General features: G+C 57.5%; 19 protein-coding genes. 7 read left to right on the forward strand and 12 right to left on the reverse strand.

Translation table 11 applies throughout. The features are described from left to right. Positions 1-304 precede the first annotated feature (304 nt). The 7 genes from PMI07_RS15430 to PMI07_RS15460 are packed head-to-tail and all read right to left on the reverse strand — an operon-like array spanning position 305 to position 7,172. Entirely contained in the window at positions 305-1,123 is an 819-nt protein-coding gene (locus tag PMI07_RS15430; protein WP_007773260.1) for a bifunctional allantoicase/(S)-ureidoglycine aminohydrolase, read from the reverse strand. Beyond that, the gene (locus PMI07_RS15435) at positions 1,120-1,782 is read right to left on the reverse strand and encodes a flavin reductase family protein (RefSeq protein ID WP_007773261.1); all 663 of its coding nucleotides are present in this window, start codon (positions 1,780-1,782) and stop codon (positions 1,120-1,122) included. Before PMI07_RS15435 ends, PMI07_RS15430 begins: the two co-directional genes overlap by 4 nt. A gap of 1 nt (position 1,783) precedes the next feature. Then, positions 1,784-3,208 (reverse strand): Xaa-Pro peptidase family protein, encoded by a 1,425-nt coding sequence (locus tag PMI07_RS15440; protein WP_007773262.1) that lies wholly within the window; start codon positions 3,206-3,208, stop codon positions 1,784-1,786. 34 nt (positions 3,209-3,242) lie between these two features. After that, on the reverse strand, positions 3,243-4,064 hold the full coding sequence (locus tag PMI07_RS15445; protein ID WP_007773263.1) for an ABC transporter permease: 822 nt from the start codon (positions 4,062-4,064) through the stop codon (positions 3,243-3,245). After that, positions 4,057-4,884, reverse strand: coding sequence for an ABC transporter permease (locus PMI07_RS15450; RefSeq protein WP_007773265.1), 828 nt, complete (start codon positions 4,882-4,884; stop codon positions 4,057-4,059). Before PMI07_RS15450 ends, PMI07_RS15445 begins: the two co-directional genes overlap by 8 nt. 9 nt (positions 4,885-4,893) lie before the next feature. Further along, positions 4,894-5,934: an extracellular solute-binding protein gene (locus PMI07_RS15455; RefSeq protein ID WP_024163839.1), complete on the reverse strand. Its 1,041-nt coding sequence runs from the start codon at positions 5,932-5,934 to the stop codon at positions 4,894-4,896. A 20-nt stretch (positions 5,935-5,954) separates the two neighbouring features. Then, on the reverse strand, positions 5,955-7,172 hold the full coding sequence (locus PMI07_RS15460; RefSeq protein WP_007766035.1) for an ABC transporter ATP-binding protein: 1,218 nt from the start codon (positions 7,170-7,172) through the stop codon (positions 5,955-5,957). 526 nt (positions 7,173-7,698) lie between these two features. Between PMI07_RS15460 and PMI07_RS15465 the strand changes: the two genes are divergently transcribed. The 4 genes from PMI07_RS15465 (at position 7,699) to PMI07_RS15480 (ending at position 11,613) form a co-directional block, all read left to right on the forward strand. Beyond that, positions 7,699-8,631: an ABC transporter substrate-binding protein gene (locus PMI07_RS15465; protein WP_007766037.1), complete on the forward strand. Its 933-nt coding sequence runs from the start codon at positions 7,699-7,701 to the stop codon at positions 8,629-8,631. A 2-nt stretch (positions 8,632-8,633) separates the two neighbouring features. Then, positions 8,634-9,506: an amino acid ABC transporter permease gene (locus tag PMI07_RS15470; RefSeq protein WP_007766039.1), complete on the forward strand. Its 873-nt coding sequence runs from the start codon at positions 8,634-8,636 to the stop codon at positions 9,504-9,506. Positions 9,507-9,585: 79 nt separating this feature from the next. Next, a complete protein-coding gene (locus PMI07_RS15475; RefSeq protein ID WP_007766041.1) occupies positions 9,586-10,716 on the forward strand; it encodes a sugar phosphate isomerase/epimerase family protein in 1,131 nt (376 codons plus the stop codon). Positions 10,717-10,860: 144 nt separating this feature from the next. Continuing rightward, on the forward strand, positions 10,861-11,613 hold the full coding sequence (locus tag PMI07_RS15480; protein WP_007766044.1) for a GntR family transcriptional regulator: 753 nt from the start codon (positions 10,861-10,863) through the stop codon (positions 11,611-11,613). A gap of 42 nt (positions 11,614-11,655) precedes the next feature. On the opposite strand, the gene PMI07_RS15485 is transcribed toward PMI07_RS15480, so the two are convergent. Further along, on the reverse strand, positions 11,656-12,837 hold the full coding sequence (locus PMI07_RS15485; protein WP_037086368.1) for a Fic family protein: 1,182 nt from the start codon (positions 12,835-12,837) through the stop codon (positions 11,656-11,658). Between the two features lie 245 nt (positions 12,838-13,082). Here PMI07_RS15485 and PMI07_RS15490 point away from each other — a divergent pair, with 245 nt between their 5' ends. Continuing rightward, positions 13,083-15,440: a hypothetical protein gene (locus PMI07_RS15490; RefSeq protein WP_197032521.1), complete on the forward strand. Its 2,358-nt coding sequence runs from the start codon at positions 13,083-13,085 to the stop codon at positions 15,438-15,440. A 213-nt stretch (positions 15,441-15,653) separates the two neighbouring features. On the opposite strand, the gene PMI07_RS15495 is transcribed toward PMI07_RS15490, so the two are convergent. From PMI07_RS15495 to PMI07_RS15510, 4 genes are all read right to left on the reverse strand, one after another. Further along, a complete protein-coding gene (locus tag PMI07_RS15495) occupies positions 15,654-16,562 on the reverse strand; it encodes a trypsin-like serine protease (RefSeq protein WP_155956468.1) in 909 nt (302 codons plus the stop codon). A 185-nt stretch (positions 16,563-16,747) separates the two neighbouring features. Beyond that, complete coding sequence (locus tag PMI07_RS15500; protein WP_007766057.1) at positions 16,748-18,022, reverse strand: hypothetical protein; 1,275 nt, start codon at positions 18,020-18,022, stop codon at positions 16,748-16,750. Between the two features lie 2 nt (positions 18,023-18,024). After that, a complete protein-coding gene (locus PMI07_RS15505) occupies positions 18,025-19,383 on the reverse strand; it encodes a hypothetical protein (RefSeq protein ID WP_007766069.1) in 1,359 nt (452 codons plus the stop codon). Then, positions 19,362-20,438 (reverse strand): hypothetical protein, encoded by a 1,077-nt coding sequence (locus PMI07_RS15510; RefSeq protein WP_007766071.1) that lies wholly within the window; start codon positions 20,436-20,438, stop codon positions 19,362-19,364. The genes PMI07_RS15505 and PMI07_RS15510 overlap by 22 nt, the downstream gene beginning before the upstream one ends. A 28-nt stretch (positions 20,439-20,466) precedes the next feature. Here PMI07_RS15510 and PMI07_RS15515 point away from each other — a divergent pair, with 28 nt between their 5' ends. Together PMI07_RS15515 and PMI07_RS15520 are read left to right on the forward strand one after the other, a co-directional pair. Further along, on the forward strand, positions 20,467-21,525 hold the full coding sequence (locus PMI07_RS15515; protein ID WP_037086373.1) for a serine protease: 1,059 nt from the start codon (positions 20,467-20,469) through the stop codon (positions 21,523-21,525). 22 nt (positions 21,526-21,547) lie between these two features. Then, positions 21,548-23,572, forward strand: a complete 2,025-nt coding sequence (locus PMI07_RS15520) for a S8 family serine peptidase (protein WP_197032500.1) — start codon at positions 21,548-21,550, stop codon at positions 23,570-23,572. The last annotated feature ends 745 nt before the right edge of the window (positions 23,573-24,317 follow it).

Genomic DNA, 24,317 nt, shown 5'->3' on the forward strand with positions numbered 1-24,317 from the left:
TTGATCTAGCGCGCGTGAGAGCCATCGCTGACTGCGAAACGACGTTCCGTCGCGGCGACGGCGATGGCTTCACCGGCAGGCTGTTTTCTGCCGTATTGTCGCCAGAACTGCAGTGGGTTTCCCATTGCGTTCTTTCGCCGGTCGTCCGGGAATGGGTGTCTCTCACGGCCTACAACATCCTGCGGGCTGTATTCACGGGCGCTTAACCGTCCAAAGAGCACGCGGATGTTTCTGAGCGCCTTGAACGGATACGAACTTACGACCTGAAGCAACAGTCAGGCTAACTAACTGTCTTTCAACACTTTCACAGATCAGGATGTCGGTTGACGTCCTTGTAGAGCAGGTAGCGAAAGCGTCCCGGGCCACCGGCATAACAGGCCTGCGGGCAATAGGCGCGCAGCCACATGTAGTCGCCTGCCTCGACTTCTACCCAGTCGCTGTTCAGCCGATAGACGGCTTTGCCTTCCAACACGTAAAGCCCGTGCTCCATGATGTGGGTTTCCATGAAGGGGATGCTGGCGCCCGGTTCGAAAGTGACAATGTTAAGATGGAAGTCGTGACGCACGTCGTTCGGATCGAGGAAACGGGTCGTGCCCCAAGCTTCTTCCGTGTCAGGCATCCAGTCGAGCACGCACTCGTCCTCGAGGGTAAATACCGCCGGCGGCGGGTCCAGGCCTTCCACGGCCTTGAACACCTTGCGCACCCAGTGGAAGCGGATCGGCGCGGAACTGTCGTTTCTAAACGTCCACTTGGCACCAGCTGGAAGATAGGCAAAGGAACCTGAACGCAACGGTCGGCCCTGGCCCTCATAGGTGATCGTGCCTTCGCCTTCGACGACGAAGATCGCGGCCTGCGCACGCGAATCCGGTTCCGGCATCACGCTGCCCCCGCCGGGAGCGACCTCCATAATGTATTGCGCAAACGTCTCGGCAAAACCGCTGAGCGGCCGCGAGAGTATCCATGCGCGAGTCTTTTCCCAATGCGGCAGAACACTGGTAACGATGTCGCTCATCACTGTCTTCGGGATCACGGCATAGGCGGTGGTGAATACCGCCTTGCTGGAAAGCGTCTGCGTCTGCGGCGGTAAGCCGCCGACCTGCGAGAAATATCCCCCACTGGTCATTCGGCAGCTGCCTTTGACTTGTCCTCCCGGCTTTCCCATTCCTGTGGCGTCAGCGTCTTGATGTCGAACTGATCGCGGGTGCGGGTATAAGTGTGTCCTCCCATGCGGCCGACCGCGTCCATCAGGTGCTGGTCGATATGCAGGTTCGATGGGTTCACCGTGTCGCTGCGGACATAGACGCCGAGTACCTCCCCCAGAATGATTTCTCGCGCCGGGCCGACCTGCAGCGTCGTGTGGCGACGGCACTCTAGTGCTGCCGGTGCAGCAAGAATGCGTGGACTGCGCACCATCTGGCCGGGCACGGTCGCAAGGCCTGCTTCCTCCATCTCGTCGATCTCGGGGCCAAACTTGATGGCGCAAACTTCCATCTGTTCGACCAGCGCATTGTCGCAGATGTGCACGGTGAACTCGCCAGTCTCGCGTATATTGCGGGCGGTATCCTTGAATCGCATGTCGGAATAGTTCTCGACCCCGATCGCGACGATTGCCGGATCATGGGTCAGGACGTTGAAGAAGCTGAAGGGCCCGGCATTCGGCAGGCCATCAGTACTCACGGTCGTCACCAACGCGATCGGGCGCGGGATCACGGTTCCAATGAGTAGCTTGTAGCGCTCGCGCTCGTTGAGCTTGGCGAAATCGAAATGGGTGTGCTCGGTCATGTCAGGCCTCGACTGCAATGCGGTGGGTTTCAAGCGGGGTATGGCGGGACAGGTTCTCGAACCCATCCTTTGTGACGACATACATGTCGCCGACATTGCAGCCGGCAGACAGTGGTTCGAGCCACTGCGTATGCAGCACGAACACCATGCCCTCCTCCATCCGGTCGTAATTATGGGAGGAGATGTTGAAGCTGTTCTGCCCGCCCGCCATGCCGACGGAATGACCGAGATTGGGGTTATGCGGCCCGTGGGTGGCCGGGTAGACATGCATCAGCGTGCGGCCCTGCGCCTCCCAGTCGATATTTTTGACATACTGCCGCGGGATAAGCCGCGCGCTGCCATCGTCCATCGGCGCCCAGTTATAGGGCATGGTGCGCGCTTCCGGCGAAGATAGCATGCCGCGCTCGATCATCGCCTCGAAGGCGGCGTTGTTAACGTCGCGCATCAGAGCCCCCGGCCGGATCAGCTTTTCAGCACGTTTGACGCCCTCGGTGCAGGCGGCAAGCACCTCTTCCTGCCGTTTGGTGATGTTACCAACCGCGATCATGCGGGCGGTCTGGGCGGTGTAGCCGCGGTAGGTTATGTTGGAGACGTAAAGATTGATCAGATCACCGGGACGGACGACGTGGCCGTATGGCTTGCCGCAATGGGTGCCAAACTCGTTGATGCCGATCTGGTAGCCGTCACCCGTCTCGCCACCGAAAGAAAGCTGCGCCTGTGTGAAGGCGGCATAGATTACATGATCGGTCACGCCGGGTTTCGCCACGTGATAGGCCGCCTGAGTGGCAATGCTGACGAGTTGCGCGGCGGCCCGGAACATCTCGATCTCCCGGGGCGAGCGCACTTTCTGCATCCGGTCGAGAATGGCGTTGTCAGCCACGAACTTGCACTTGGGCATCAACTCATCCAGACCAGACCAGAAGGTCAGCGAAGTACGATCACCGATGCGGCCGATCTGTGCCTTCGACAGTCCCATGCCGGCCAGCAGTTCGGCGCATTTCTCCGCCGTCTTGACCACGCTATCACCTGGACGGTCGGCATATTCGCGGCCGATCGGGCCGATCTGCCAGATATCTTCGACCAGCACGGGCTCGCCGCCCGGCGGCAGAAGCACGGACTGGGTGAAGAAGGACAAAAGCGTCAGCGGCGTGTCGACATCCGTCGGAATGATCAGCACGCCCTCACGCATCCAGTCGCAGATGTAGCGAAGGTAGTGGTTCGATGTGTGGAACCAGCCGACGCCGCCGGTGTGGACGATCAGCGCGTCATGCCCGGCCTCGACGGCCTGGCGGCGGATGCGCCGCAGGCGCTCCTCGAATTCCTCGACCGGCAAGGGCAAGGGTGCCGCAAAATCGAAATTCGGCTGGAAATCGGCAAGCAGCGATCCGATGCGGTAGGCGCCTGCCCTGGTAGCATGTATGTTCATGGGGTATTCCTTCCAGAAGTGTTTTTTCTATGGGTCAGGCTTGCCTGGGTGGCGCCAGCACCCGCCTTGCAACCAGCATCACCACCAGGGTCAGCCCGATCAGGATGCCGGACATCGCAGCCACCCGGACATCGAGCGACTCTTCGATAAGCGCGAACATGCGAAGCGACAGCACAGTCGTTTGAGCGTCGGCAAGGAAGAGCGAGACGGAGACGTTGTCGAGCGACTGGATGAAGACGAGAAAGGCACCGGCCAGGATGCCGGGTGCCAGCAGCGGGAGGATCACGCGGCGGAGCGTCGTGTACCAGGTCGCGCCCATCACGGTGGAGGCCTCCGCCAGCGACGGGTTGATGCCCTGCGCGACAACCGATGCGGCCCGGTACATCAGCGGCCCGAAGACGACGACATGGCCGACCACAGTGAGCCAGAGTGATGGCTGGAAGCCGATGAAATTCGCCACGATCAACGCTGCAAGACCATAAACAAGACTAGGCAGGACGAGCGGCGCCAAGAGAAACGGCTCCAGCGAATTGACCGTGCTGCGCCGCATCCGCGCCATGCCGATCGTGGCAGGCACGGCAAACAGGAGCGATCCGAGTACCGCGAGGACTGCGATCTTCAGCGAATTGCCGGCCGCGATATGTTCGGTTCCGGAGCGGACAGGATCGAGGAGCGCCTCGTACCAGCGGAGCGAAAAGCCCTCGGGCGGATATTTGAGCGTCTGGCCCGCGGTAAACGACATGGTGATCGCGATGACAATTGGCGCCACCAGATAGATCAGGCTGAGACCACCGAAGCCGAAGACGAAAGCCCTGTAGAGGAAGACGGGAAACGGATTTTCGCGAGGACTATGCATGGCCGACAAGCCTCCTGTGGCGGGAAATCGTGGTCATGGCGACGAGAAGGATGCCGGTCGACAAAAGCAGGACGACCGCGATGGCAGAGGCCATTGGCCAGTCGAACAGCGTACCGACCTCGCGATAGATGAGCTGCGGCACATAGACATTGCGGGCACCGCCGATGACTGCCTGGGTGACGAAAGAGGCGCTGGTGCTGGCAAAGACCAGGATCCAGCCCGCTAGCAGGCCCGGCAGCATCATCGGCAGGAGAACCGTTACCAGGATCCGCCACGGTCCGGCGCCCGAGACCTGTGCGGCCTCCGTGAACTGCACCGGCGTACGCGACAGGATTGCGATCAACGGCAGGATGATCAGTGGCAGGTCGATCTGGCACATGGCCAATACGAGGCCAAGTTCGGTGGACATCAGCGTGAACGGGCGCTCTGCAAGTCCGAGAGCCACAAATGTCTCGCTGATCGGTCCCTGCCTCCCGAGGATGACGATCCAGGCGAAGGTGCGCACCACATTGCTGGTCAGCATCGGGATGAGCGTCAGGAAGATGATGACCTGTCGCGCGGTTTTGCCGCTGTGCCAGTAGAGAAGCGCGATCGGAATACCGAGCAGGGTCGTGCTAGCAATCGTCTGCATGCCGAGCTTGGCTGTGTTTATCAAAACGCGGTAGTTGAACGCATCGCCCAGAAAGCGCGCGTAGTTGTGAAGGGACGGGCCGTCGGGGCCGATGAAGCTGAACCCCACGAGAACGGCGAGCGGCGTCGCAAAGAACGCCACCGACAGCAGAAGCATCGGGAGAACGTATGGGAAGCCGCTCGCTTTCATTTTATACCCTCAACCGGCGACGAGAGCGTCGAACTGGCGGATCCATTCCGCACGGTTCTTGTTGATCGCCGCCCAATCCGGATAGACCAACGTCGCAAGCTGTTCGCGCTTCACATAGGCCTCGATGCCGGGCGTCAATTCGACTTGCCTGTTGGTCGGGAACATCTCGGTCGGCGGCATCTTCAGCTTGTCCTGCGCGGCCTTGGAGATGGCGGCATCCATATAGGCATAAGCCGCATCCGGGTTCTTTGCGCCCTTGGTGAGGTGGATGTTGACCGGAGCTGCCGGAGAGCCTGTCTCGGGCTGGGCGAATTCGGCCTTGAGGCCCAATGCCTTCAGCTTCGCGACATTGCCAGTCGAGCACATGAAGACGGCGATTTCGCCCTGCTGGAACAGCGTCATCTGGTGGTTGGTGCTGGCGACGACACCTTTCAGTTGCTCCGGATGCTCCTTGAACAGCTTGAACACGGCCTCCATGTCGGTCGGACCGGTCCCGAAGATCTTGGCGATCTCGGAATAGGCCATGACGCCGGTGTTGGAGGCAAAACCCGTCCAGGAAACGAGGCCCTCGTAGGCCGGATTTTCGAACAGATCGCGGTAGCCCTTAGGCGCGGGTACCAGGTCCGGGTTATAGGCGATCCCGTTGACTTCGACGGTCACGGTCGGGCCGTACTCGCCCTGGAAGGCCGGATCGAGCAGGCTCCAGTTCTTCAGCTTCGACGGATCGATCTTCTGGATCAGATCGTTCTCGATGGCGACGGCCATCTGGCCGGGCGACATCAGCAGCGTGTCATAGGGCGGGTTGCCGGGGCTCGCCATGACCTTGGCGAGCTGATCCTGCGCCATGGCGGGCGCGACCGTAAGATCGAACCCGGCTTCCTTGACGAGCGGCGTCAGCGTGGTGCGATAAGCATCCTCCCAATTGCCGGGGAAGGTCGCGGCGACGGCCATGCCTCCGGCGGCGCGTGCAGCGAAGGGCAGCGTGGCGGCGGCTGCCGCACTGGCGGCGAGCAGTCCGAAATGACGTCGTGTGATGTTGAATTCTTGCATCTGTTCACCTCTGTTGTTGTTCATTCACGGGATGTTTCCGGGTCGCTCGGAAAGGCGTGACACCTCAAGGTGTCGATCTCGGCAAAGAGTTGGGCTCCCGGCTCGGGAATGAATGTGTAAGGTCCACGGACCTGCGACGCGCGCAGGCCCGTCCCGTCATCCAGGACAAGATCGTGGACGAGCGTCGGTCCCAGTGGCACAGACACTGTCAGCCGGGCTGGCAATGCGAAGTCACTCGGGTTGGTGGACAGCCGCACATCTTCGGGACGGAAGGTGATGGTGACCTTGGAGCCGACCGTGAAGTTCAGGCGGCGCGGCAGAACAACCGTGTTGCCATTCGGGAGCGCAACGGTCGTTGCCTCTGCGTCCAGCCGCTCCACTGTCCCATGCAGCACATTGGCCTGGCCGATGAAGGTATTGACGAACAGCGTCTTCGGCCGATCATAGACGGCCATAGGCGTGTCGATCTGCTCGACATTGCCCTTATTCATCAGCACCAGACGCCCCGCAAGGCTTTGCGCCTCTTCCTGATCATGCGTGACGATCAGCGTGGTGATGCCGAGCGTCTTCTGCAAATGCAGAAGCTCGACCTGCAGATCGAAACGAAGCGCCCGGTCAAGCGCGCCGAAGGGTTCGTCGAGCAATAGAAGCGAGGGCCGGCCGGCAATGGCGCGGGCGACCGCGACGCGCTGCTGCTGGCCGCCTGAAAGTTCGCGCGGCAGGCGGTTGCCATAGCTCTTCAACTGCACGAGCGAGAGCATTTCCTCCACCCGTTCCCTTCGCTCAACTCGTGGCATATGCTGGCAGGCCAGCGGATAGGCGATGTTTTCCGCTACCGTCAGGTGCGGAAACAGAGCGTAGTTCTGAAACACCATGCCGATGCCACGGGACCTTGCGGACACGTTGGCGAGATTCTGGCCGCCCAGCTGAACAGCGCCGCTCCTTGGTTGGATGAGCCCGGCGATCGCCCGCAGCACCGTGGACTTGCCGCAGCCGCTTGGCCCCAGTAGGGCGACGATCTCGCCAGCCTCGACCTCGAACGAAATGTCGCTGATGGCGTTCTGCCCACCGTAGCTGTGAGTCAGACCCCGAACGCTGAGCTGCTTGCCTTCGCCTGCCTTCAAGGCCTCTGCCATGAATATCCCCTTCGGTTTCGCCATGTCGTCAAAGCGCTCGGCGCGTGGTGGCACCAGGCAGAGATGAGGTCGGTCGATGATGTTGGCTTCTGTTTCGGGCATGGCAGAAGAGTAGCAATCTGCATGCCAGTTCTCCGGTTACGTCTGATCGATAGCGGCAACACAATGTTTTTGCGTATTTAATTCTGAATCTTCTAGTTTCGCATATCTCCAGTAAACTTTGTGCGAATATCATTCCGTAACTAAAAAATGTGCAACTTTCGCCGACGCCGCTCACGCATTAAGCACTATTTGAGGCAAAAAATAGGGATTTTCCGGGAATTTCCCAAATGAAATCGCAGCAGACGATTGTCCATACGGCTTGGATAATCAGAAAAATGCTCTGCCAACGCAGTGACTTAGGCAAGCGACCGCCAACGCACGGTCTGGGAAGCATCCGTGAGGTGGTTTTTTAATCATCACGTTTTCGGATCTTTGTGCGCATATTTGTACGGATGAATGAAAAACCTTTATTGTAAAAAATAAACATTTAAAAACAAAACACTAAGAAGCCATCGCCCAAGGTGGCACACCGATTGCATTGAAGTTTGCGTAAATTAACGGTCATAAAAACCGACAAGGGGATCACATGCGCAGCTTCAAGAAAAGTTTCAAAGGCGGCCTGGCCGGCATCGCATTCGCACTGCTCGCGACTTCGGCATACGCCGCAGAAGGGACCGCCATTAAGATGGTACCGGATGCAGACGTCGCCAAACTGCCGGGCGTCGCCTTCGATCAGACACTGGCGGACCGCCTGCCACCTGCGATCAAGGACAAGAAGACACTGAAAGTGGCGACAGACCTGACGCCGCCGATAAGCTTCCAAGCAGAGGACGGAAAGCTGATCGGGATCGACGCCGATATCGCCGCAGCACTGGGTGTCATTCTCGGCATCGATGTTCAGATGACCAATGTTGGCGCCGGCGCCGCGATCGTGCCCGCCGTCCTGTCCAAGCGTTTCGACATGACCATCTCCGGCATCAACGACGATGTGGAGCTGGAAAAGCAGGTCGACGTCATCGACTACATGTTCGACGCCACGACGATCATGACCATCAAGGGCAACCCGCTCGGCATCAAGAGCATGGAAGACCTCTGCGGCAAGAAGGTTGCCGTGCCCGTCGGCACGTTCCAGGCGCGTCTGGTGGAAGCCGCATCGGCAAAATGCGCGACACCGATGAACATCATGTCGATCCCGAAAATGCCTGACGTCCTGCAGGCTGTGCGCACCGGCCGCGCCGACGCAACCGTCAACGGTTATGCGACGAGCGTCTACACGACGGAAAACCAGACCGGCAAAGGTGCCGGCCTGCAGGCGATCCCGGAAGTCCGCCTCGCCGTCGGTTATCTCGGCATGCTGACGTCGAAGGACAATCCCGAACTGCGCGACGCGGTCATCGCCTCGTTGCAGCATATGGTCGACAGCGGCGCCTATAAGGCAATCATGGAGAAATGGGGTCTCGGGGCCCTCGCCGTGACGACCGTCAAGTTCAACGACGCCGCCAGCATGCCGGTGAACTGACGATGTCATTGTTTGCTCAACCCGTCAGCATGGCCATCGCACCTCCGGTCGGCAAGCCGATCCGGTGGGGGCAGCTCACAACCGGAACCAGCGCGATTTTCGCGCTGGTTTTCTTCGTCACCACGATTGCACGAAACCAGACCGTTCAGTGGGGCGAAATTCCCCGTTACATGGTCGATCCTGTTATCCTCGACGGGGTCGTTCTGACTTTGCAGCTGACGGCCGGTGCAATGGTGTTCGGTATCGCCTTCGGCTGCATCGTTGCTATCATGGCCACCAGCCAGAATATCGTCTTGAAGGCTTTCGCCATAGCCTTCGTCTGGTGGTTCCGCGGCGTGCCGCTCATCGTCCAGATCTTCTTCTGGTTCAACATCGCGCTGTTCATTCCGCAACTGGGCGTCGGCAGCTATTCCATATCGATCAACGAAGTAGTCACTCCCGCACTTGCCGGCTTCCTCGCGCTCGGCCTGCATGAAGCCGCCAATATGAGCGAGATCATTCGCGGCGGATTAACGGCTGTCGATCGAGGCCAGCGCGAGGCGGCCTCCTCACTCGGCCTTCGCCCACTCCAGGTCCTTCGAACCGTCGTCCTGCCCCAGGCGATCCGGCTTATCGTACCGCCAACCGGCAACCAGGCGATCGGCATGCTGAAGGCGAGCGCCATCGTTTCGGTCATCGGCATGCAGGACTTGCTGACCCAGGCACAGGCTATCTACGCGCGCAACTTCCTTGTGATCGAGCTGCTGTGCGTCGCCTCGCTCTGGTACCTGCTGATCACCACCATCGCATCGATCGGTCAGCATTTTCTGGAAAAGCACCTTGCCCCGAAGGGCCGCAGCGCCGGTGCGCAGAAAGGCGCGCCCAGACCTGCCTGACACACCACCCACTCAATCCACCAACCAACCAGGGTCGCCATTGCAGCGCATCCGATCAGGAAACATCAAGGAGCAGATCATGAGACTAGGCATCGATGGACAAAAACTTCCAGAAGCCAGGAAGCGCGGGCCAATCAAAAGCCTCGACCACGTCAAGGAACTGGGTCTCGGTGGCATCTTCTTCAGTACAATCCTCGATATGAGCGCCACGCTGGACAAGGGAGAATTGGCCGATATACGGGCCAAGGCAGACGAGCTCGGGCTTTATCTCGAAGCCGGTGTTGGCAAGATCAATCCCTATTGCAGCGCAGAAGCCCCTGAGTTCCGGGCAATCGGCGATGGCGACACTATCCTCGGTTTCACCCGCATGATCGAAGCGAGTGCGGCCATCGGCTGCCGCGAGCTCTGGGTGTCGCCGGGAAACTTCAAATCGGAGTATCGCGGGCGTCTGGCCAATGACCGCTTCCGTACCGACGTCACCTGGGACGAGCAACTGCTGGCGATCGAAAAGGTGCTCTTGAAGCTCGCCCCTGTGGCGCGCGCCAATGGCGTCCATCTCAACATGGAGACCCATGACGAAATCACCTCCTTCGAAATCCTTCGACTGATCGAAAAGGTGGGCGAGGATTGCATGGGTGTCGTCTTTGACACCGCCAACGGACTGCAACGTGCAGAACATCCGGTCTTTGCCGCAAAACGCGTGGCCCCCTATGTTCGCCAGACCCATATCAAGGACGCCTATGTCGGCCGTGCTGCGGGCGGCCTCGATTTCCAGACCCGTCCCGTCGGTCGGGGCATTGTCGATTTTGCGACGATCATCCCCATCCTCGCCAAGGCCAATCCTGATCTCAACCTCTCCCTTGAGGTCGCGGCTTCCGTCGAGGACAAGCCGCGCAGGACCTATCCTCGCCAGTGCATCGAGATCAACGATCCGATCTGGCGCGCCGGGCACCCCGACCTGACCGCGGAAGAACTCGAGGCCTATCTGGCACTGGTGCATGGGTTCGAAAAGCGTGTCGCCGCCGGCGAGATCCCGGACTGGGAGACCTATGAAGCCAGTCAGTATGGATACCCGACCTATGAGAAGCAGTCCTACGGCTACAGTGAAGCGGTAGAGTTCATCAAAAACTCGGCCCTGCATATCCAACAGGTCTGCATGGAGAGCGGAATTTCACTCTCGACGGCTTCCACGAAACAGCGAGCAGCCTGAAAGGGAAAAGTATCAGCACCGGCGACGGTTGTTGCCGGTGCTCCGAAAACCGTGGGAATATCTCGACTTTTGGCACCATGCGCATATACGCAGGAATATTCTCATGAAAATAATTACATCGCCTAATTGGAGCTGGAGACGAGAATGAAGAAGACGACACGACGTCAGGGCACCAAGACCGCACCGAAGGCCAACGCCCCGGTGGACACGGCGGAAAACGCCCATGACGACGTTACGGAACGCATCCGGATCACCCTTGCCACGGCGATAGGTGAAGGCGCGCTCAAACCCGGCGTCAAGATCCTCGAGGACGCGATCGCTGACCACTTCGGCGTGAGCCGCACGGTCGTGCGTGGCGCACTTGGCGTATTGGAGAGCGACCATCTCCTTGAGCGGAAGAAAAACCGCGGCACCTTCGTGGCCGAACCGAGCATCGAAGAAGCGAAGGCCTTGTTCGAGGCCCGTCGCAAGCTTGAGCACGTCATTCTCGAACTGGTAATGGACCACGCGACCGCCGACCAGCTGGACGCGCTCGAAAAGCTGACCGACGAGGAAGAGCACATTCATCACCATGGCGACGAGAAGTCGAAGACGGTGCTGTCGGGCAAGTTTCATGTCGTTCTGGCAGAGCTTGGCGGCAATGCCGTCCTAACGGAGATGTTGTCGAAGATCGTCGCTCGCCTCTCGCTTGTCATGTTCCTCTATGAAGAGGAGCGGAAGGACGATTGCGGGGCCGATCATCATCGCCAGATCGTCGGCGCCTTGAAGGCCAAGGACCTGGCAAAGGCGCAGCAGTTGATGGATCATCATCTGGCCGACATCGAGGGCCGCGTCCGGCTGACCGAGGGACAGGGCGATCGGCATACATTCCTGGCGGTGCTGGAGAATTTTTCCTGAACAGTGGTCTTGATGAAAATCGAACCTTTGGCCCATCTATTTTCATGAACTGAGGGGCAAGGGATCGGTGCCTTCGTTCAGGATTGCAAGATATCGCTGATAGCTGAACACGCGGCCGCGTTTGCGGCCGGTCACCTCATCAACGATGCCCAAACGCTCCAGATCAGCAAGTGCGGCATTGACCGTTGGCGCGGAAAGACCCGTGATCTGAACAATCTGGTTCGCAGTGTGGAAAGGATTCTGCTGAAACAGCTCGTGAATACGAAGGGCCGACCCTGCTCTATCGCTCTCCATCGTGATTCGCTCCCGATCTTCCTTGAAAAGATCGACGATCTGGGTCGCAGCCTCAAATGCTTGATTGGCAGTGTCGGCAACGCCGGCCAGGAAAAAGTCCAGCCAAGCTTCCCAGTTTCCATGCTCACGCACCTCTTGCAATAACCGGTAATATTCTCTCCGATGGGACTTCAGATAGAGGCTGAGGTAGAGCAGCGGCTTTCGCAAAACCCCGTTCATGCAAAGATACAGGGTTACAAGCAGACGGCCGATGCGACCATTGCCATCGAGAAACGGATGGATCGTTTCAAACTGCACATGCAGCAGGCCAGCTTTGATTAGCGCCGGTAAACGCGATTGGTCGTCATGCATGAAGCGCTCGAACGCATCCAGGCAACCGGCCATTTCAGTGACGGGTGGCGGTACAAAGAGTGCGTTACCGGGGCGCGTCCCACCAATCCAATTCTGCGAGCGGCGGAACTCTCCAGGATCCTTGGTGCCTCCTCGCCCACTGTGTAGGAGCCTGGCGTGCATCTCACGGATCAGACGCAACGACATGGGCAGCGTTTCCAGCCGCTCTAAACCATACATCATGGCGTCAACGTAGTTGGATACTTCACGGATATCATCAACCGGCTGTCCGGCTTGGGCTTCGGTCTCAAACCGCAAGAGATCAGAAAGCGTGGACTGCGTGCCTTCAATCTGCGAGGAAAGAACGGCTTCCTTTCTCACATACATATAAAGAAACAGCTCCTGTCTCGGCAGCAGCATTGTGATACCATCCAGGCGTCCTAGCGCGCGTTCCGCCAAGCTGAGGCGCTCTAGCAATGAAAGCACATCAATCGCAGGCTCGGGCGGCAATGGCGGGGGTACAAACGCCCGCACTGTTTCACTGGCGGCGACCGTCTCGACGAAACGACCCAGGCGGTTTTTGGATTGGGAATCAGACATAACCAAATATCAGCCGCGCCCCTTATTTAAGCAAGACGCATTTCATTTAATTAATCGACAGACTTAGATAAGCGCGCTTAATTAACGCCGACATTGAACTCCTGAGCTTTGATTCCGGGCGACATCGGCGCCTAACACGATGAACGGGCGCCATTAGAAGTGACACGCCCGATACATGCTTTGTTAAAGCTCGCCTCATATTTCCGCTCGCCCTCGGCACTGTTGCCGAGAGAAACGGAATGAGCATGCCCAAACACGATCTTTCATCACGTCATTTTCAGCGAAAAATATCCCAATTCTGCGAACTGCGTATCGCGCCGATCACATCCAAGCGGGTGCTGGAGAACATCCGGCCCTTCCTGATCAGCTTAATCATCTATCGGAAATCGCCCCCGCTCCGGAGTGGCCAACTCGACTGGACGGCGATAGGCCAAGCCTGTGGTGTCGAAGCTCAGCTGACTGTAGAACTGAAAAAGCGACTTCAGCCAGGCCTGGATGCGATCATCCGATGGCTTGGTGCAACACCAGCGGCCGAAGAGAGACGGCCGCCAGAGCAGACAATTCGCCCGGACAAAATGGCGCCCGCCAGAAAGGCAGCCTCCGCGACTTCAAACAGAAAGCCTCAACGTGCGACGGCCGATGGCATCGTTGCCCCGTCTGAATCGGTGCCACGTGGGCCGACTCCAAAACCGATCAGCCCATTCCCGGAACCACTGTTCGACGCGGCAGAGGACCCGGCGAGCTTCCAGGATGCATTGGTCTATCATATGCGTCGGTTCGGCGACACCTATTGGCAGCTTTACCGCGCCGTTGTTCATCTGAATGAGACCTTCGACAACAAGACGCTGCTATCGTGGATCCAGGGAGAGCGCGTGCCCCGATCTGTTGCCAGTTTCAATATCCTCAGCCGCATCGAGCGACGCTATCGACTTTCAGAGGGATATTTCAAAGAGAAGCTACCACACCAGGCACGCTCGCTGTATGGTCACGATCTCGGTGACATCAGCCCAGCTGAGCGTCGGCGGATTTCATTGCACCTGCCCGAAGACTTCAACAGCCTGCCCTTTACCAAGCGCGAGGAGATCTTCGATTGGGTGCGCCGGGTGATCATTTCTGGCTCTACGGAATATCGCCGCTATCAGGCGGCGGCCAGCAAGCAGCGATATGCCATCCGCTTTCCCGGCGTCACCAATGGCAGCAGCTTTCTTTCCTCTCGATCGTTGGCCTCGGCGGCCGGCACCAATCAGAACGTTGCCGCAGAACTTGACGATCCTGATCTGCTCTCCGGCGTTGTCGACGCACCGCCGAGACTTGCCATGGAAATGGCTGATCTCATCCGCTTCAAGACTTCGACGCTGACGGCGATTGGGTTCCAACGGAACGGCGTCTGGGGTGAAGAAACGGCCTCCCAGAAGATTGAGCACCTCGGCTTGATGTTTGGTGCGCTTGCTGCCTCGCCAAACGGTGTCGTGAAGGGTTTTGGTGTGCCAGTCAGCCAGTTGAGCTTCGGCCTTCTCGTCTTCCCGGGTGTTTGGGACTGGTATCTGCAGTGGCGGGAACAGCGACGTGGCTTCTACACCAAGTGGGAAGAAGACATGCTGATGGTCGCCCAAGCCCTATCTCGCGCAGACGTCGGTTGGATCCGGCAGCATCCGGAGCTGCTTCGAAATGTCAGGCCCATTGCGGGCTTGATTGAGCAGGAAGAAATCGATTTCGCGGCTCGGGACTGGCATGGCGCCTGTGATGCGTTTCACCGACATGCCGCTAACCGTTCCAAGGAGATCCAGCGAGTGATGCGCGTGCATCGCGATCCATTTGAACCGATCATGTGTGTACTTGAAGCGGACAGCCCGCTGGCGGAATATCGCAAGATCACGGACGAGATCGTGAGACGTATGCCGGATGAGAACAGATATCCACGACCGGCCGCCGAAGCCGTTAGATCATTCCTATTGCTTCGGCTGGGCCTGCACCTTGGGCTCAGACAAAAGAACCTTCGCCAACTTCGTGTCTGCCCCCGTGCACACTATCCGGCGTCAGAACGCCGGTTGGAGGATTTGAAATGCGGTGAGTTGCGCTGGAGTGATCGCGACCATGGGTGGGAGGTCCTTATCCCGTCGGTCGCATTCAAAAACTCCGGTTCATCCTTCTTCGGACAGAAACCGTTTCGGCTGATATTGCCAGACCTGCTCGACCTCTACGAATATCTCGATGCCTATATCGACCGTCATCGTGGTGTCCTCCTTGGCGGCGCCAAAGACCCCAGAACCCTGTTCGTCAAAACGGTGAAGACCACCAGTACTGACGCAGCTTACAACTCGACCACGTTCTACGAAGCTTGGAGGACCGTCATCCAACGCTATGGAATTTACAACCCTTACACCGGGCGAGGTGCCATCAAAGGCTTGTTGCCGCATGGACCCCATAACCTGCGGGACATTCTCGCGACGCATATTCTGAAGCAGACCGGATCCTACGAGCAGGCGAGCTACGCAATTCAGGATACACCCGATGTCGTTCAGCAGCACTACGGTCGCTTCCTTCCGCAAGACAAGGCCGCACTGGCCGCAAAGATCCTCAATCAGGTTTGGGAAGCTGCGTAAGATCGAATGAGATGCTCGGCTCGGATACTCAGACCATGTTGCATCTGGCCGGGCGTCCTGGTCTCCGCCTTGAGCCATAACGAACCGTTGACCCTCACATTCACTTTGGCCAACTGGCGGACATTCCTACCACTTAGGCGCATATCTCTCTATTATGGAACCGTAAGCCGGGAGTACAGCGGCATTTCTTGCCAATGTCTTGCCCGAGCGAAATTAATTCGGAAGAAAGGCGCGCTCCACATAACGGCGAGCCTGATCGCCAACTTCCAGCGGTACGCCGTTGACAGCCAGCCACTTTAACACGTCTGAGTGGCCAACCGCGGTGTAGACCCCGCCGCCGCCGCAATCGGTTGGCCCAAACTGCGGTACGCCATCAAGGCCACGAGACGTAATCCCGACCAGTATACGGTGGTACTCGGCCATGCCGCTGTCGTTGATCTTGCCATGAATGAAATAGACCGGCCCACCGCTATCTCCGTCGCAGGTATCAGCCGCAGGGTCGGTCTCGGAAACGAGACTGGAAAGCGTAAATTCGCGAAAGGGCGCACAACCCGAAGCGTCGCCTCGATCATTCAGGCAAAAGGGATCGCGAAGCCCTATAAAAGCGGCAATCAAATCTCTCGGGAAATCACCGTTCTCGCGTCGGCCATATCCCAATGCGAGCATGCTTTCGAGCTTGCCGGCCTGCGCCAACTCGTATGGGACGATCATGGAAGCTACTGGCGGTGGTGTAACGCCAGATCGGTCCTCCGGCTTGACCGGCGACAGGAACAGCAACGCCAGATCACGGCCCGGCTGAGGTGTATCAGGCCGCTGGCAATCGTATCCGAAAAACGTCAAAGGCGCCCTAGCCAGTGTCCGTGGGCGATAGAATTGAGTTTCGAATGCCGGGTCGCCGAAGCGCGGATACTGAATTCTGTAAGTTGACGCTAGCGCGCAACCGCAATGGCCGGCTGTCAAGACCGTGTTATCACCGAGGGCGACACCGGTGCAGAGCGCTTCGACATCACCCACACGCAGCGTGATGCGAACAACCTCATCGAAAAGCGGAGGGACGACAACACCGTCAATAACCTCACGGGTCAGAAGCGCTCTACCATCGGGTCCAACCTTTGCCAGCATGTCAGCCGCGTTGAAGGCCCCATCCTTTCTTCCCGAGGACTGCGCTTTTATCAATGGGTTATATGACAGAACATAACACTTCTCTTTTGGGCACGTCGGGAATTGTGTCTCCCGGTCCTGCGCCTGGGAGGCGGTAGCGATACACACGCAAAGGAGCGCCCAATATCCGGCTGCTGCCCAAATACTCACTCGAGATTTCCGTTTTCTTCAACGATTTTTTGGCACTTCTGATAGGCGCTTTCCATGCCAGCGGCCGAGTTGATGCAGTCAGCGAAGTTACCGCTTTCCAAGGCTGAACCGAGAGGATCGCTATTGACGAAGGCCGCCCGTTGCGGCTCGGACTGGATGCCGGAGATGGCCGCTTGTTCCGCCTTGTGCTGCTTCACCGCCTCATCATATTCGCGCAATGTTGCAATGAGTTTGCCTTGTGCCTGGATTAGTTCGTTCCGGTTTTCAGTATCGGTCTTTCCGATTATGAGCGCGCGCACAGGGATAGAGACGATGACCTGCATCGTTCTGAGCACAAAACCGGAGAAAGCTTCCGCCTCGCTGGGTTTGTCGATCTTGATCGAACTCAGCACGCCCCCATCGAAAGCAATGTCCATTTTCCTGTCGACGAATAGCGACCGTTTGACCTCAAGAGAGAAGGCTGGCGCGGCATTTGGCATGTGGACACGCCTCGTTTCGAACAGCTTCCAGGCACCGCCGGCGGCGTGATCTCGTCGCATGACCACCAGCTTGTGCGTCAACATAGGTCGATAAAGCACACCCCGTGGGCTTTCCTTAGATAGCGATGAGGAAGCCTTGATCACGGAAAGCCCGTAGTAGCCGGACTGAACAACAGTCGGCGACGCTGATGAACATAGGGAAGACTGCCAGGCGGGGACGTATGGATCATCGGTCGGGTCGATAAAGATGCAATGATCGAGATCACGTAGCTTCCCGTCAATCCGAGTAATCGAGCCCCGGTCGAAAGGATCGAACTCGAAATGTCCTGCGAGGATCTGCTTTTGTTCGTTCGCGAACGCGCTACGCCCTGCAGCAGCCGATCGCTGCGCGGCAGCATTGATGAAGGCTTCGCCTACATCGAGCGTCTTACCCTGAAATTCGGACGTAATGCTGCCTAGTAGCCGCGGGTCCGCTGAACTGCGGGAAATCTCGAGCCTATCACTAGCCAAGGCCGATCCAAGAAAGTCCAAACAATAGTGTTGATCGCTGGCAGTGCGTTTGAGTTTAATTTCGCTCGTGTACTGGTTTGGGATGCCTTCGTCCCTGAAGATGTCGACGACAAGGATATCTTTCGGCAGGGCATACTCGCCCTCGCTATACCTGCATGTGCTCGAGCTCGGCGAACCTGCGATGGATTGAACCTCTTCGCTCACCAGCGCATTGCACCCTGCCAGCGCGAACGCGGCGACCATCGACATCAGGACGGCGTTGCTGTTCTTCCACTTTGGCATTGTTACGTGCCTCCTGAAGGAAGCTTTGCCATAATGTCCTTACAGACCTGAGAGGTGAACGCGGGCGGCGCCAGAGAGATCGTTGGTTCGAAGGTTGTCTTTTCGGCAGGCTTGCAGGCTGCAGTATTCCCACAGGTGGAATTTGCTATGCCTTTCCCGGGGCTGAATGATGCTGTGCTATCCTTGTTTTTCAGGAATTCGGCGTAGGATTCCTGTGTCTCGATAAGGTTGATCTGAGCCCTCTTCAACGCTTCCGTTGAGTTTGCCCGTTCATATTCGGCGCGAATAGTCGCCGCCGGAAGCTCGACAAGCCCGTAGACGATATCGAGAGGAATATCGACAAATCCCGCGACTTCGCTCGACTTAGAAATACAGAAGTTCGTCAACACCCCGTCGTCAAATTCCAAGCCGACCTTCGCCTGGGCAAACAACGCCCTCTGGACGCCGAGCGAGATGATGGGCGCGATATTCTCAAGTTTGACCTCGGTCACATAACGCAACTGCCACGCGCTATGCCGGGGGTCTTCCTGGGTATAGACCTGAAGCATGTATGGCAATCTCGGACGATAAAGCACGCCGCGCCTTTCCGGGTCCTTACGAATCCAATATTGCCGCCGGGCATCGGCAAGCTTTGCCGACGGATAACGGGCGGCCGTCGCGGTCGGATTGGCACAATATTTCTCGCCGGATACGACCGAGGCTTCATAGGAATACTGATCGAGCACCAAGCAGAAACCAAAATCAGCGAGCCGCGCATTGGTCTTGGCCATATCAATCGGATCAAGTGGATCAACGTCGAAGCGGCCCAGGACCTGAGGCTCACCCGACAGGGTTTTGCCGGCACGGCCCCCCGAGAAATCCCTCTGTCCGGACATGCCGACAAAGATCGCCCTGATCAGATTTCGAGCCGTGTTGACGGACTTATCAACCGAGAAGGATGCCACATAATTAAGCAGCCCTGTCGTCGCAGGTTTGCCTTGCGTAGCGCCGGCGGTCTCGCTGTTAGGCTTCGCATAGCCGATCGACAGTTGATCGTGCGACAGCGACGAGGCGACATAGTCCAGACAGTAGGTATGCTTACCATCGGGGTGGTGGCTCTCTACAATGTTTTCGAGGATATAGGGACTGTCGGGATACTTGGTAATCTGGAACTGCCAGGTGGTCATGGAAAGCGAGTATGATCCCGCCTCGCTAGCACAAGAGCCAGTAAGGGTCTGTCCGTCCACCACGCTGATTGAATAGGACTCGACGACAGAGCAGGCCGCAGAGACCATCAGACCCGTCGCAGCCAAGATGATGAGCATCGTCTTTCGCAAGCGTTGCCTCAAGACATAGCCTTTCAGTTTGGCGAATTCGAGCATCGGAAACTCTGACCCTTGCTATAAAGCGCTGCCACACGCGTCTGAGTACCTGTAGGAAGCGTAAAACTTTTGCGGATCGCACTCGTTTCGGGCACCATGGTCCAGCTGGAATCCTGATCGTTTGCTCGGCAATCATAGAAGACCACCAGCGCTTTCTTCGCCGCCGGCGCAAAAGGAGCCGGATCAAAGCCACACAAATTCTTGTAGTCGTCGTTGAATTGGCACGCCGCCTGGCGCTCACATTGCGCGATAAGAGCCGCCGATGCGATGCACCAGCGGCTCTCCGTTTTAGGGGCGCGGGATATACGCTTCCCTGCGCCTGGCTCGAAGTCAGAGTTAATCGCGTCGACGTCACCGTAAAGGGCACCGAGAAGATGGACTCGCAATTCCCTGCGCTGTTCGAAGGGAAGAAGCGCAGCACGCAAAGCCGCCAAGCTTTTGATCGAGTCCTTATCAAGCAGAAGAATCTTGCGCGAGTCAGCATCCTGAAGAACGGTGACCATCGCATCAGCTTGAGCCGCCAGCGCGGGCACGGAGGCGGGCACCAACAGAACCTTCAACTTTGCATCAATGAGAGCCGCCGCTGCGACGACAGCAGGGTTTGTTGCGGAAAGCTTGCTCTTGTCGTCGGCTAGGGTCTTGGCGCGGCGCAGGAAGGACGCCGTGGGATCACGGCTCACTAGAAGGTTATCAAAAAAAGCCTCGCTCTCGCTCAGCGCAGCGGTGAAATCACCGGTCCAGCTTGCGGGAAGATTGTCTCGCGTAAAGCCAGATGCCAGCAACTCCTGCGAGATAACCGCAGTTTGTCGCTCAAGGGTTATTCCTGCCCCGCGCGCCTTGTAATCGAGCAAATATCTAATAAGAATATCAACCTTCTGAATCTTGTTCGGATCACTTTGTTTCAGTTTTGATTTTAACAGAAGATCAGTAAGAATAGTTATACTATTATCTATGCCAACATCATCAGCGTTCACCGATGATACTTCACAAACAAGGCAAAAAAATAATATCATCCACAGCCGCAACACGGCATGGGTTGAACAACGAAGGATCATACTATCCCCTCAATAAACCCTCGATTGAATGTTAACAAAAACAGTACTAAACACAATCGTGATTTTTGATGGCGTCAAGGTATTTTCTGATGGTGATCTCCATGCGCTGGAGGCTCGTCAATCGAGAGACAATAACGTGATGAATCGTCCCAAAACTCGGCGGACCTTCGCTATGCTTTCATCGAAGCATCATCGGATTGCCGCTGCTTGCCTGTTGATAACTCTGGCAGGCTTCGCCTCAGTGGTCGTCGCTGCCACCGAGTTTGACAGAATCGACCTGCCTCACCTCAATCCCCTCAAGCCGGAATCGCTTTGCGGGATCCGCGACAGCATGCAGGACGTAGAACTCTATGACGGGACGCTTGGCGTCTCGAAGGAATTCGTTTCGGAGAATGCGCGATCGACGGTGAGGTTTCGATGGCCGGACGATCAGAAAATAATTGACGAGGGATATGTCCCAGGTACCGTTGCGGGGATGGGCTGGTGCACCGGCACGCTTGTTCATGAAGCAATGGTTCTTACGGCCGCTCATTGTTTCGATGCGTTGAATGATGATGCCGGCCGCACCACGCCATTTCGTTACGGTAATGATGGAAAGCCTCGGCTGTCGGACCCCAGAGAACTTGCAAAGCTGCAACTCGTCGATATCGGGTATCAGCGCGATCCGTCTCGGCAGGTGAGAGAGCCTATGACGTTTCAAGTCAAACGGCTCGTTGAGCACCGACCGGGCGCCAATCACTTGGATTTTGCGATTGTCGAACTGGAAAAGGACGCCGACGGCAAGCTTGCTGGCGACTACGCCGCGCCATCGCCGGTCGCACCACGGACCGTTGTTTCAGGAGAGCCGATTGTCATCTTTCAACATCCCGATGGCAAACCGAAGATGGTCGAAGCTGGCACGGTGAAGGCGGTTAATGGCGGGGAGATACGTTACGACGATGTCGACACATGGGGCGGCTCTTCCGGTGCTGCAATTATGAGTGCGGAGGGTGACGTCATTGGAGTTCACCTTGCTGGCAATTGTCAGGTGTCCCACAACGAAGGAATTTCAGCACAAGCGATCGCGGAGGTCTCTGATGAACTGTAGAGAAGCATTCAAGATACTTGTTATGCTTGCTCTGACGATATCGGGCTCGCCGAGCCGTGCCGAGGATCCGAATTCCCCACGCGCCTGGACGGTCCGCGCCGTCGACGGCATGCCCGACGAATTGCGCATTCAGTTGGCAAAGGACGGGAGACCTTCTTACGAGACCGTGGAAAACGGCACCCAGACGCTGAACGCGATCATCGCGGAAATATGCGGCGACCAGCCCGCAAAGGTCAAAGCCGAGTTGGTCACCGAAGCTGAAGCTCTTAACAAGCAACCGGCGGATGTCCCGGTTGGCCCGGACGTCACTGTGGCGGTTCCGTTTTGTATGCGCCTGGATCGTAACATTCTGGTTGATGTCAAGGAGAACGATACGGTCGAATCCCTCCTCAAAGAGCATTACGGCGTCTATGGTAACCTCACAAAGGCGAAAACCTACGCCGTCAATGAGGGGCGCGAGGCCGACAATAGCGCGGAGATCGAAGAGGCATTCAAATCAATAAGAACAGGCAGAAAGGTCTTATTGCCCTTTGGCGCTAAAATCGAAATCTTTGAGCCTAAAGCCGGGGGTATTGCGCTTCCCGACGCCGTGAAGCAGCTCGCTGGTCCAGGCCTTGCTGCCGCCATCAACAATTCGGTCAAACCGGTGACCGTGCCGCAAACGTCAGATCCTACGCAGCTCGCCCTGATCGAATCCGTCGAAATTGCAAGTGCGGGCGGCGACACCCCCTGCTCATCGTCTGAGGACATCAATGTCCCGATCGACCTCGCAGCGCTCAGGGATGAATTCAAGTGGGAACGCGATCAACTAGCAAAAAACGACGGCGACATGAAGACAGTCACCATCGGTGTGATCGATACCGGCTTGGCAGCGCCTGATGACGGCTTCTTCGTTCCCACGTCGCTCGCCAGGAATTCTCAGGAAATGAATGGGCAGATGGGCGCTGATGACGACATCCCGCCAAACGGAGCAATTGACGACATATTTGGCGTAAACCTCAACATGAACCCAGCCACTGGTAATGTCATTCCGTACCAGAACCCCGATCTATCTTGGAAGTTTCATGGCACGCGAATGGCGAGCCTCGTTCTTGGCGGGCCTAAGGTTGATGTGATTTGGGCGCCGCGCCCCCCTTTGAGGATCAAGGTCGTCAACTTCGCGTCCTCGAAAATGGATGGTGGAATGGTGCCGACCAGCGAACTGGATCGAGCGTTAGGTTTTCTTGGCGCTAGCGGCGCAGTTGTAGTGAATATGAGCCTTGCCACGAGGCTCAACATCATTGGCATAACAAATTCCATTCGCAGCTTCTCCAACAACACACTGTTCGTGGTGGCTGCGGGAAACAGCAGATTGGGTCCAGGCGAAGATATTGGCCTGAACGCCGCTTACCCTGCATTACTGGGCGGATTCAGCGGCCAAAATCGTGAAAACGTCATCACCGTTGGTGCCCATGGACGTTCGGGCAAACGAGCGACGTTTTCGAATTACTCGTCGCAATTCGTGGATCTACTTGCGCCTGGCTGCGGTGTCGAGACACGAGATGGAACGGGATCAACCGTCCTCGATAGCGGGACTTCCCCTGCAGCCGCTCTCGTTTCCTTTACCGGCGGCTTGATCGCCGCTTTGGACATAGCCCACCCCAAGGACATTAAGAACCGCATATTAGTCTCGGTGGACGTTGATCATACCGAGTTAGCTGAAGATGCCTGGAGCCGCGGACGGCTGAATGCTCTTAAGGCAATCAGTCTTAGGCGCGATGTAATCGAGCTTTCCAACGGTCAACTGAAGCTTGGGGGCATTGCCGATCGAAGCCCCCTCATGTCGTTATGTGCCGACCGAACACTTCCGTCCCCTTCGAAGATCTACAAGGTCATGCCAAACATCAAAGTGGGAAATGACGCCTTTATCGAATACTGGTCGATGAACAATGACTACATTCACAAGATGAGGTGCAAGCAGGTGCAAGGCTCCAATGCCCGTATCGTGCTTGACGGAGCGAGCTTTGCTGTTGGCGACATCCGCGACGTCGTGTTTCGCTGGCGGTAGGATCGACAAGAGATTTGGTCAGGGATAACTAAAGGGCCTGAAAGCGGCCTTCGCGGGATGCGTAGTTCAACGAGACTGTTGCATCGGTCGGCCGTTTTTCGCAAAACCGACTGTCCCGTCTTCTGGTTCAAAGGAATGACAACAATCCGCCGGCGAAGTACGCCGGCGTGCCGCGATTGCCGAACTCTGGCAGAGTACGGCGTCCTCTACGTGCCTTCCGGTGCCATCATCGGGCACGACGCGATTGACAAGTTTGCCGGCGATCTTCGGGCGACGCATCCACACTACGTCTTCACGCCGCACGGCAAGCCGCAGGTGCTTCATATGCCGGACGCCTGGCCTGGAGTTCCGGCCCTCGTGATGAGGCACCTGAATACACTGGCTGGGATGTCATCACGGTCCGCGACGGCAAGATCACGGCGCTCTATGTCTTCCTGGACGAAACGTCAGAGGAGTTTCGCCGGGCCAGCGGCAAAACTGCGAGCTGAGTTGCTCTCCTGAGCCGGCAGGCATGCTGGGCGAAGACGGCTCAGCGGGCGCCATCCTGTATGAGGGACTGACCCAACCGGCCTCTCATCGACGCCCGCCTGACGCGAGCACAAGAAAACGCACCCCAAGGTGGCGCGAGCAAAATCCTTATCTTGCGTCTTCGCCTTGAAGGGATCTGAACCGGCGACGCCTGACCGAAATGGGTTAAGCACCTGATGTCATTGGCAGTTAATGAGAATGTCTGAAGTGCAAGAAG

Source organism: Rhizobium sp. CF080 (assembly GCF_000282095.2).
Lineage (GTDB): Bacteria > Pseudomonadota > Alphaproteobacteria > Rhizobiales > Rhizobiaceae > Neorhizobium.

Excerpts from the sequence above, each read along its gene's own strand:
- PMI07_RS15460 (WP_007766035.1), bottom strand. The coding sequence starts at position 7,172 with ATGCCCGAAACAGAAGCCAACATCATCGACCGACCTCATCTCTGCCTG.
- PMI07_RS15435 (WP_007773261.1), bottom strand. The coding sequence starts at position 1,782 with ATGACCGAGCACACCCATTTCGATTTCGCCAAGCTCAACGAGCGCGAG.
- PMI07_RS15505 (WP_007766069.1), bottom strand. The coding sequence starts at position 19,383 with ATGCTCGAATTCGCCAAACTGAAAGGCTATGTCTTGAGGCAACGCTTG.
- PMI07_RS15515 (WP_037086373.1), top strand. The coding sequence starts at position 20,467 with ATGTTAACAAAAACAGTACTAAACACAATCGTGATTTTTGATGGCGTC.
- PMI07_RS15455 (WP_024163839.1), bottom strand. The coding sequence starts at position 5,934 with ATGCAAGAATTCAACATCACACGACGTCATTTCGGACTGCTCGCCGCC.
- PMI07_RS15495 (WP_155956468.1), bottom strand. The coding sequence starts at position 16,562 with ATGCTGGCAAAGGTTGGACCCGATGGTAGAGCGCTTCTGACCCGTGAG.
- PMI07_RS15440 (WP_007773262.1), bottom strand. The coding sequence starts at position 3,208 with ATGAACATACATGCTACCAGGGCAGGCGCCTACCGCATCGGATCGCTG.
- PMI07_RS15510 (WP_007766071.1), bottom strand. The coding sequence starts at position 20,438 with ATGATCCTTCGTTGTTCAACCCATGCCGTGTTGCGGCTGTGGATGATA.
- PMI07_RS15430 (WP_007773260.1), bottom strand. The coding sequence starts at position 1,123 with ATGACCAGTGGGGGATATTTCTCGCAGGTCGGCGGCTTACCGCCGCAG.
- PMI07_RS15445 (WP_007773263.1), bottom strand. The coding sequence starts at position 4,064 with ATGCATAGTCCTCGCGAAAATCCGTTTCCCGTCTTCCTCTACAGGGCT.
- PMI07_RS15465 (WP_007766037.1), top strand. The coding sequence starts at position 7,699 with ATGCGCAGCTTCAAGAAAAGTTTCAAAGGCGGCCTGGCCGGCATCGCA.
- PMI07_RS15490 (WP_197032521.1), top strand. The coding sequence starts at position 13,083 with ATGCCCAAACACGATCTTTCATCACGTCATTTTCAGCGAAAAATATCC.
- PMI07_RS15485 (WP_037086368.1), bottom strand. The coding sequence starts at position 12,837 with ATGTCTGATTCCCAATCCAAAAACCGCCTGGGTCGTTTCGTCGAGACG.
- PMI07_RS15475 (WP_007766041.1), top strand. The coding sequence starts at position 9,586 with ATGAGACTAGGCATCGATGGACAAAAACTTCCAGAAGCCAGGAAGCGC.
- PMI07_RS15470 (WP_007766039.1), top strand. The coding sequence starts at position 8,634 with ATGTCATTGTTTGCTCAACCCGTCAGCATGGCCATCGCACCTCCGGTC.
- PMI07_RS15450 (WP_007773265.1), bottom strand. The coding sequence starts at position 4,884 with ATGAAAGCGAGCGGCTTCCCATACGTTCTCCCGATGCTTCTGCTGTCG.
- PMI07_RS15520 (WP_197032500.1), top strand. The coding sequence starts at position 21,548 with ATGCTTGCTCTGACGATATCGGGCTCGCCGAGCCGTGCCGAGGATCCG.
- PMI07_RS15500 (WP_007766057.1), bottom strand. The coding sequence starts at position 18,022 with ATGCCAAAGTGGAAGAACAGCAACGCCGTCCTGATGTCGATGGTCGCC.
- PMI07_RS15480 (WP_007766044.1), top strand. The coding sequence starts at position 10,861 with ATGAAGAAGACGACACGACGTCAGGGCACCAAGACCGCACCGAAGGCC.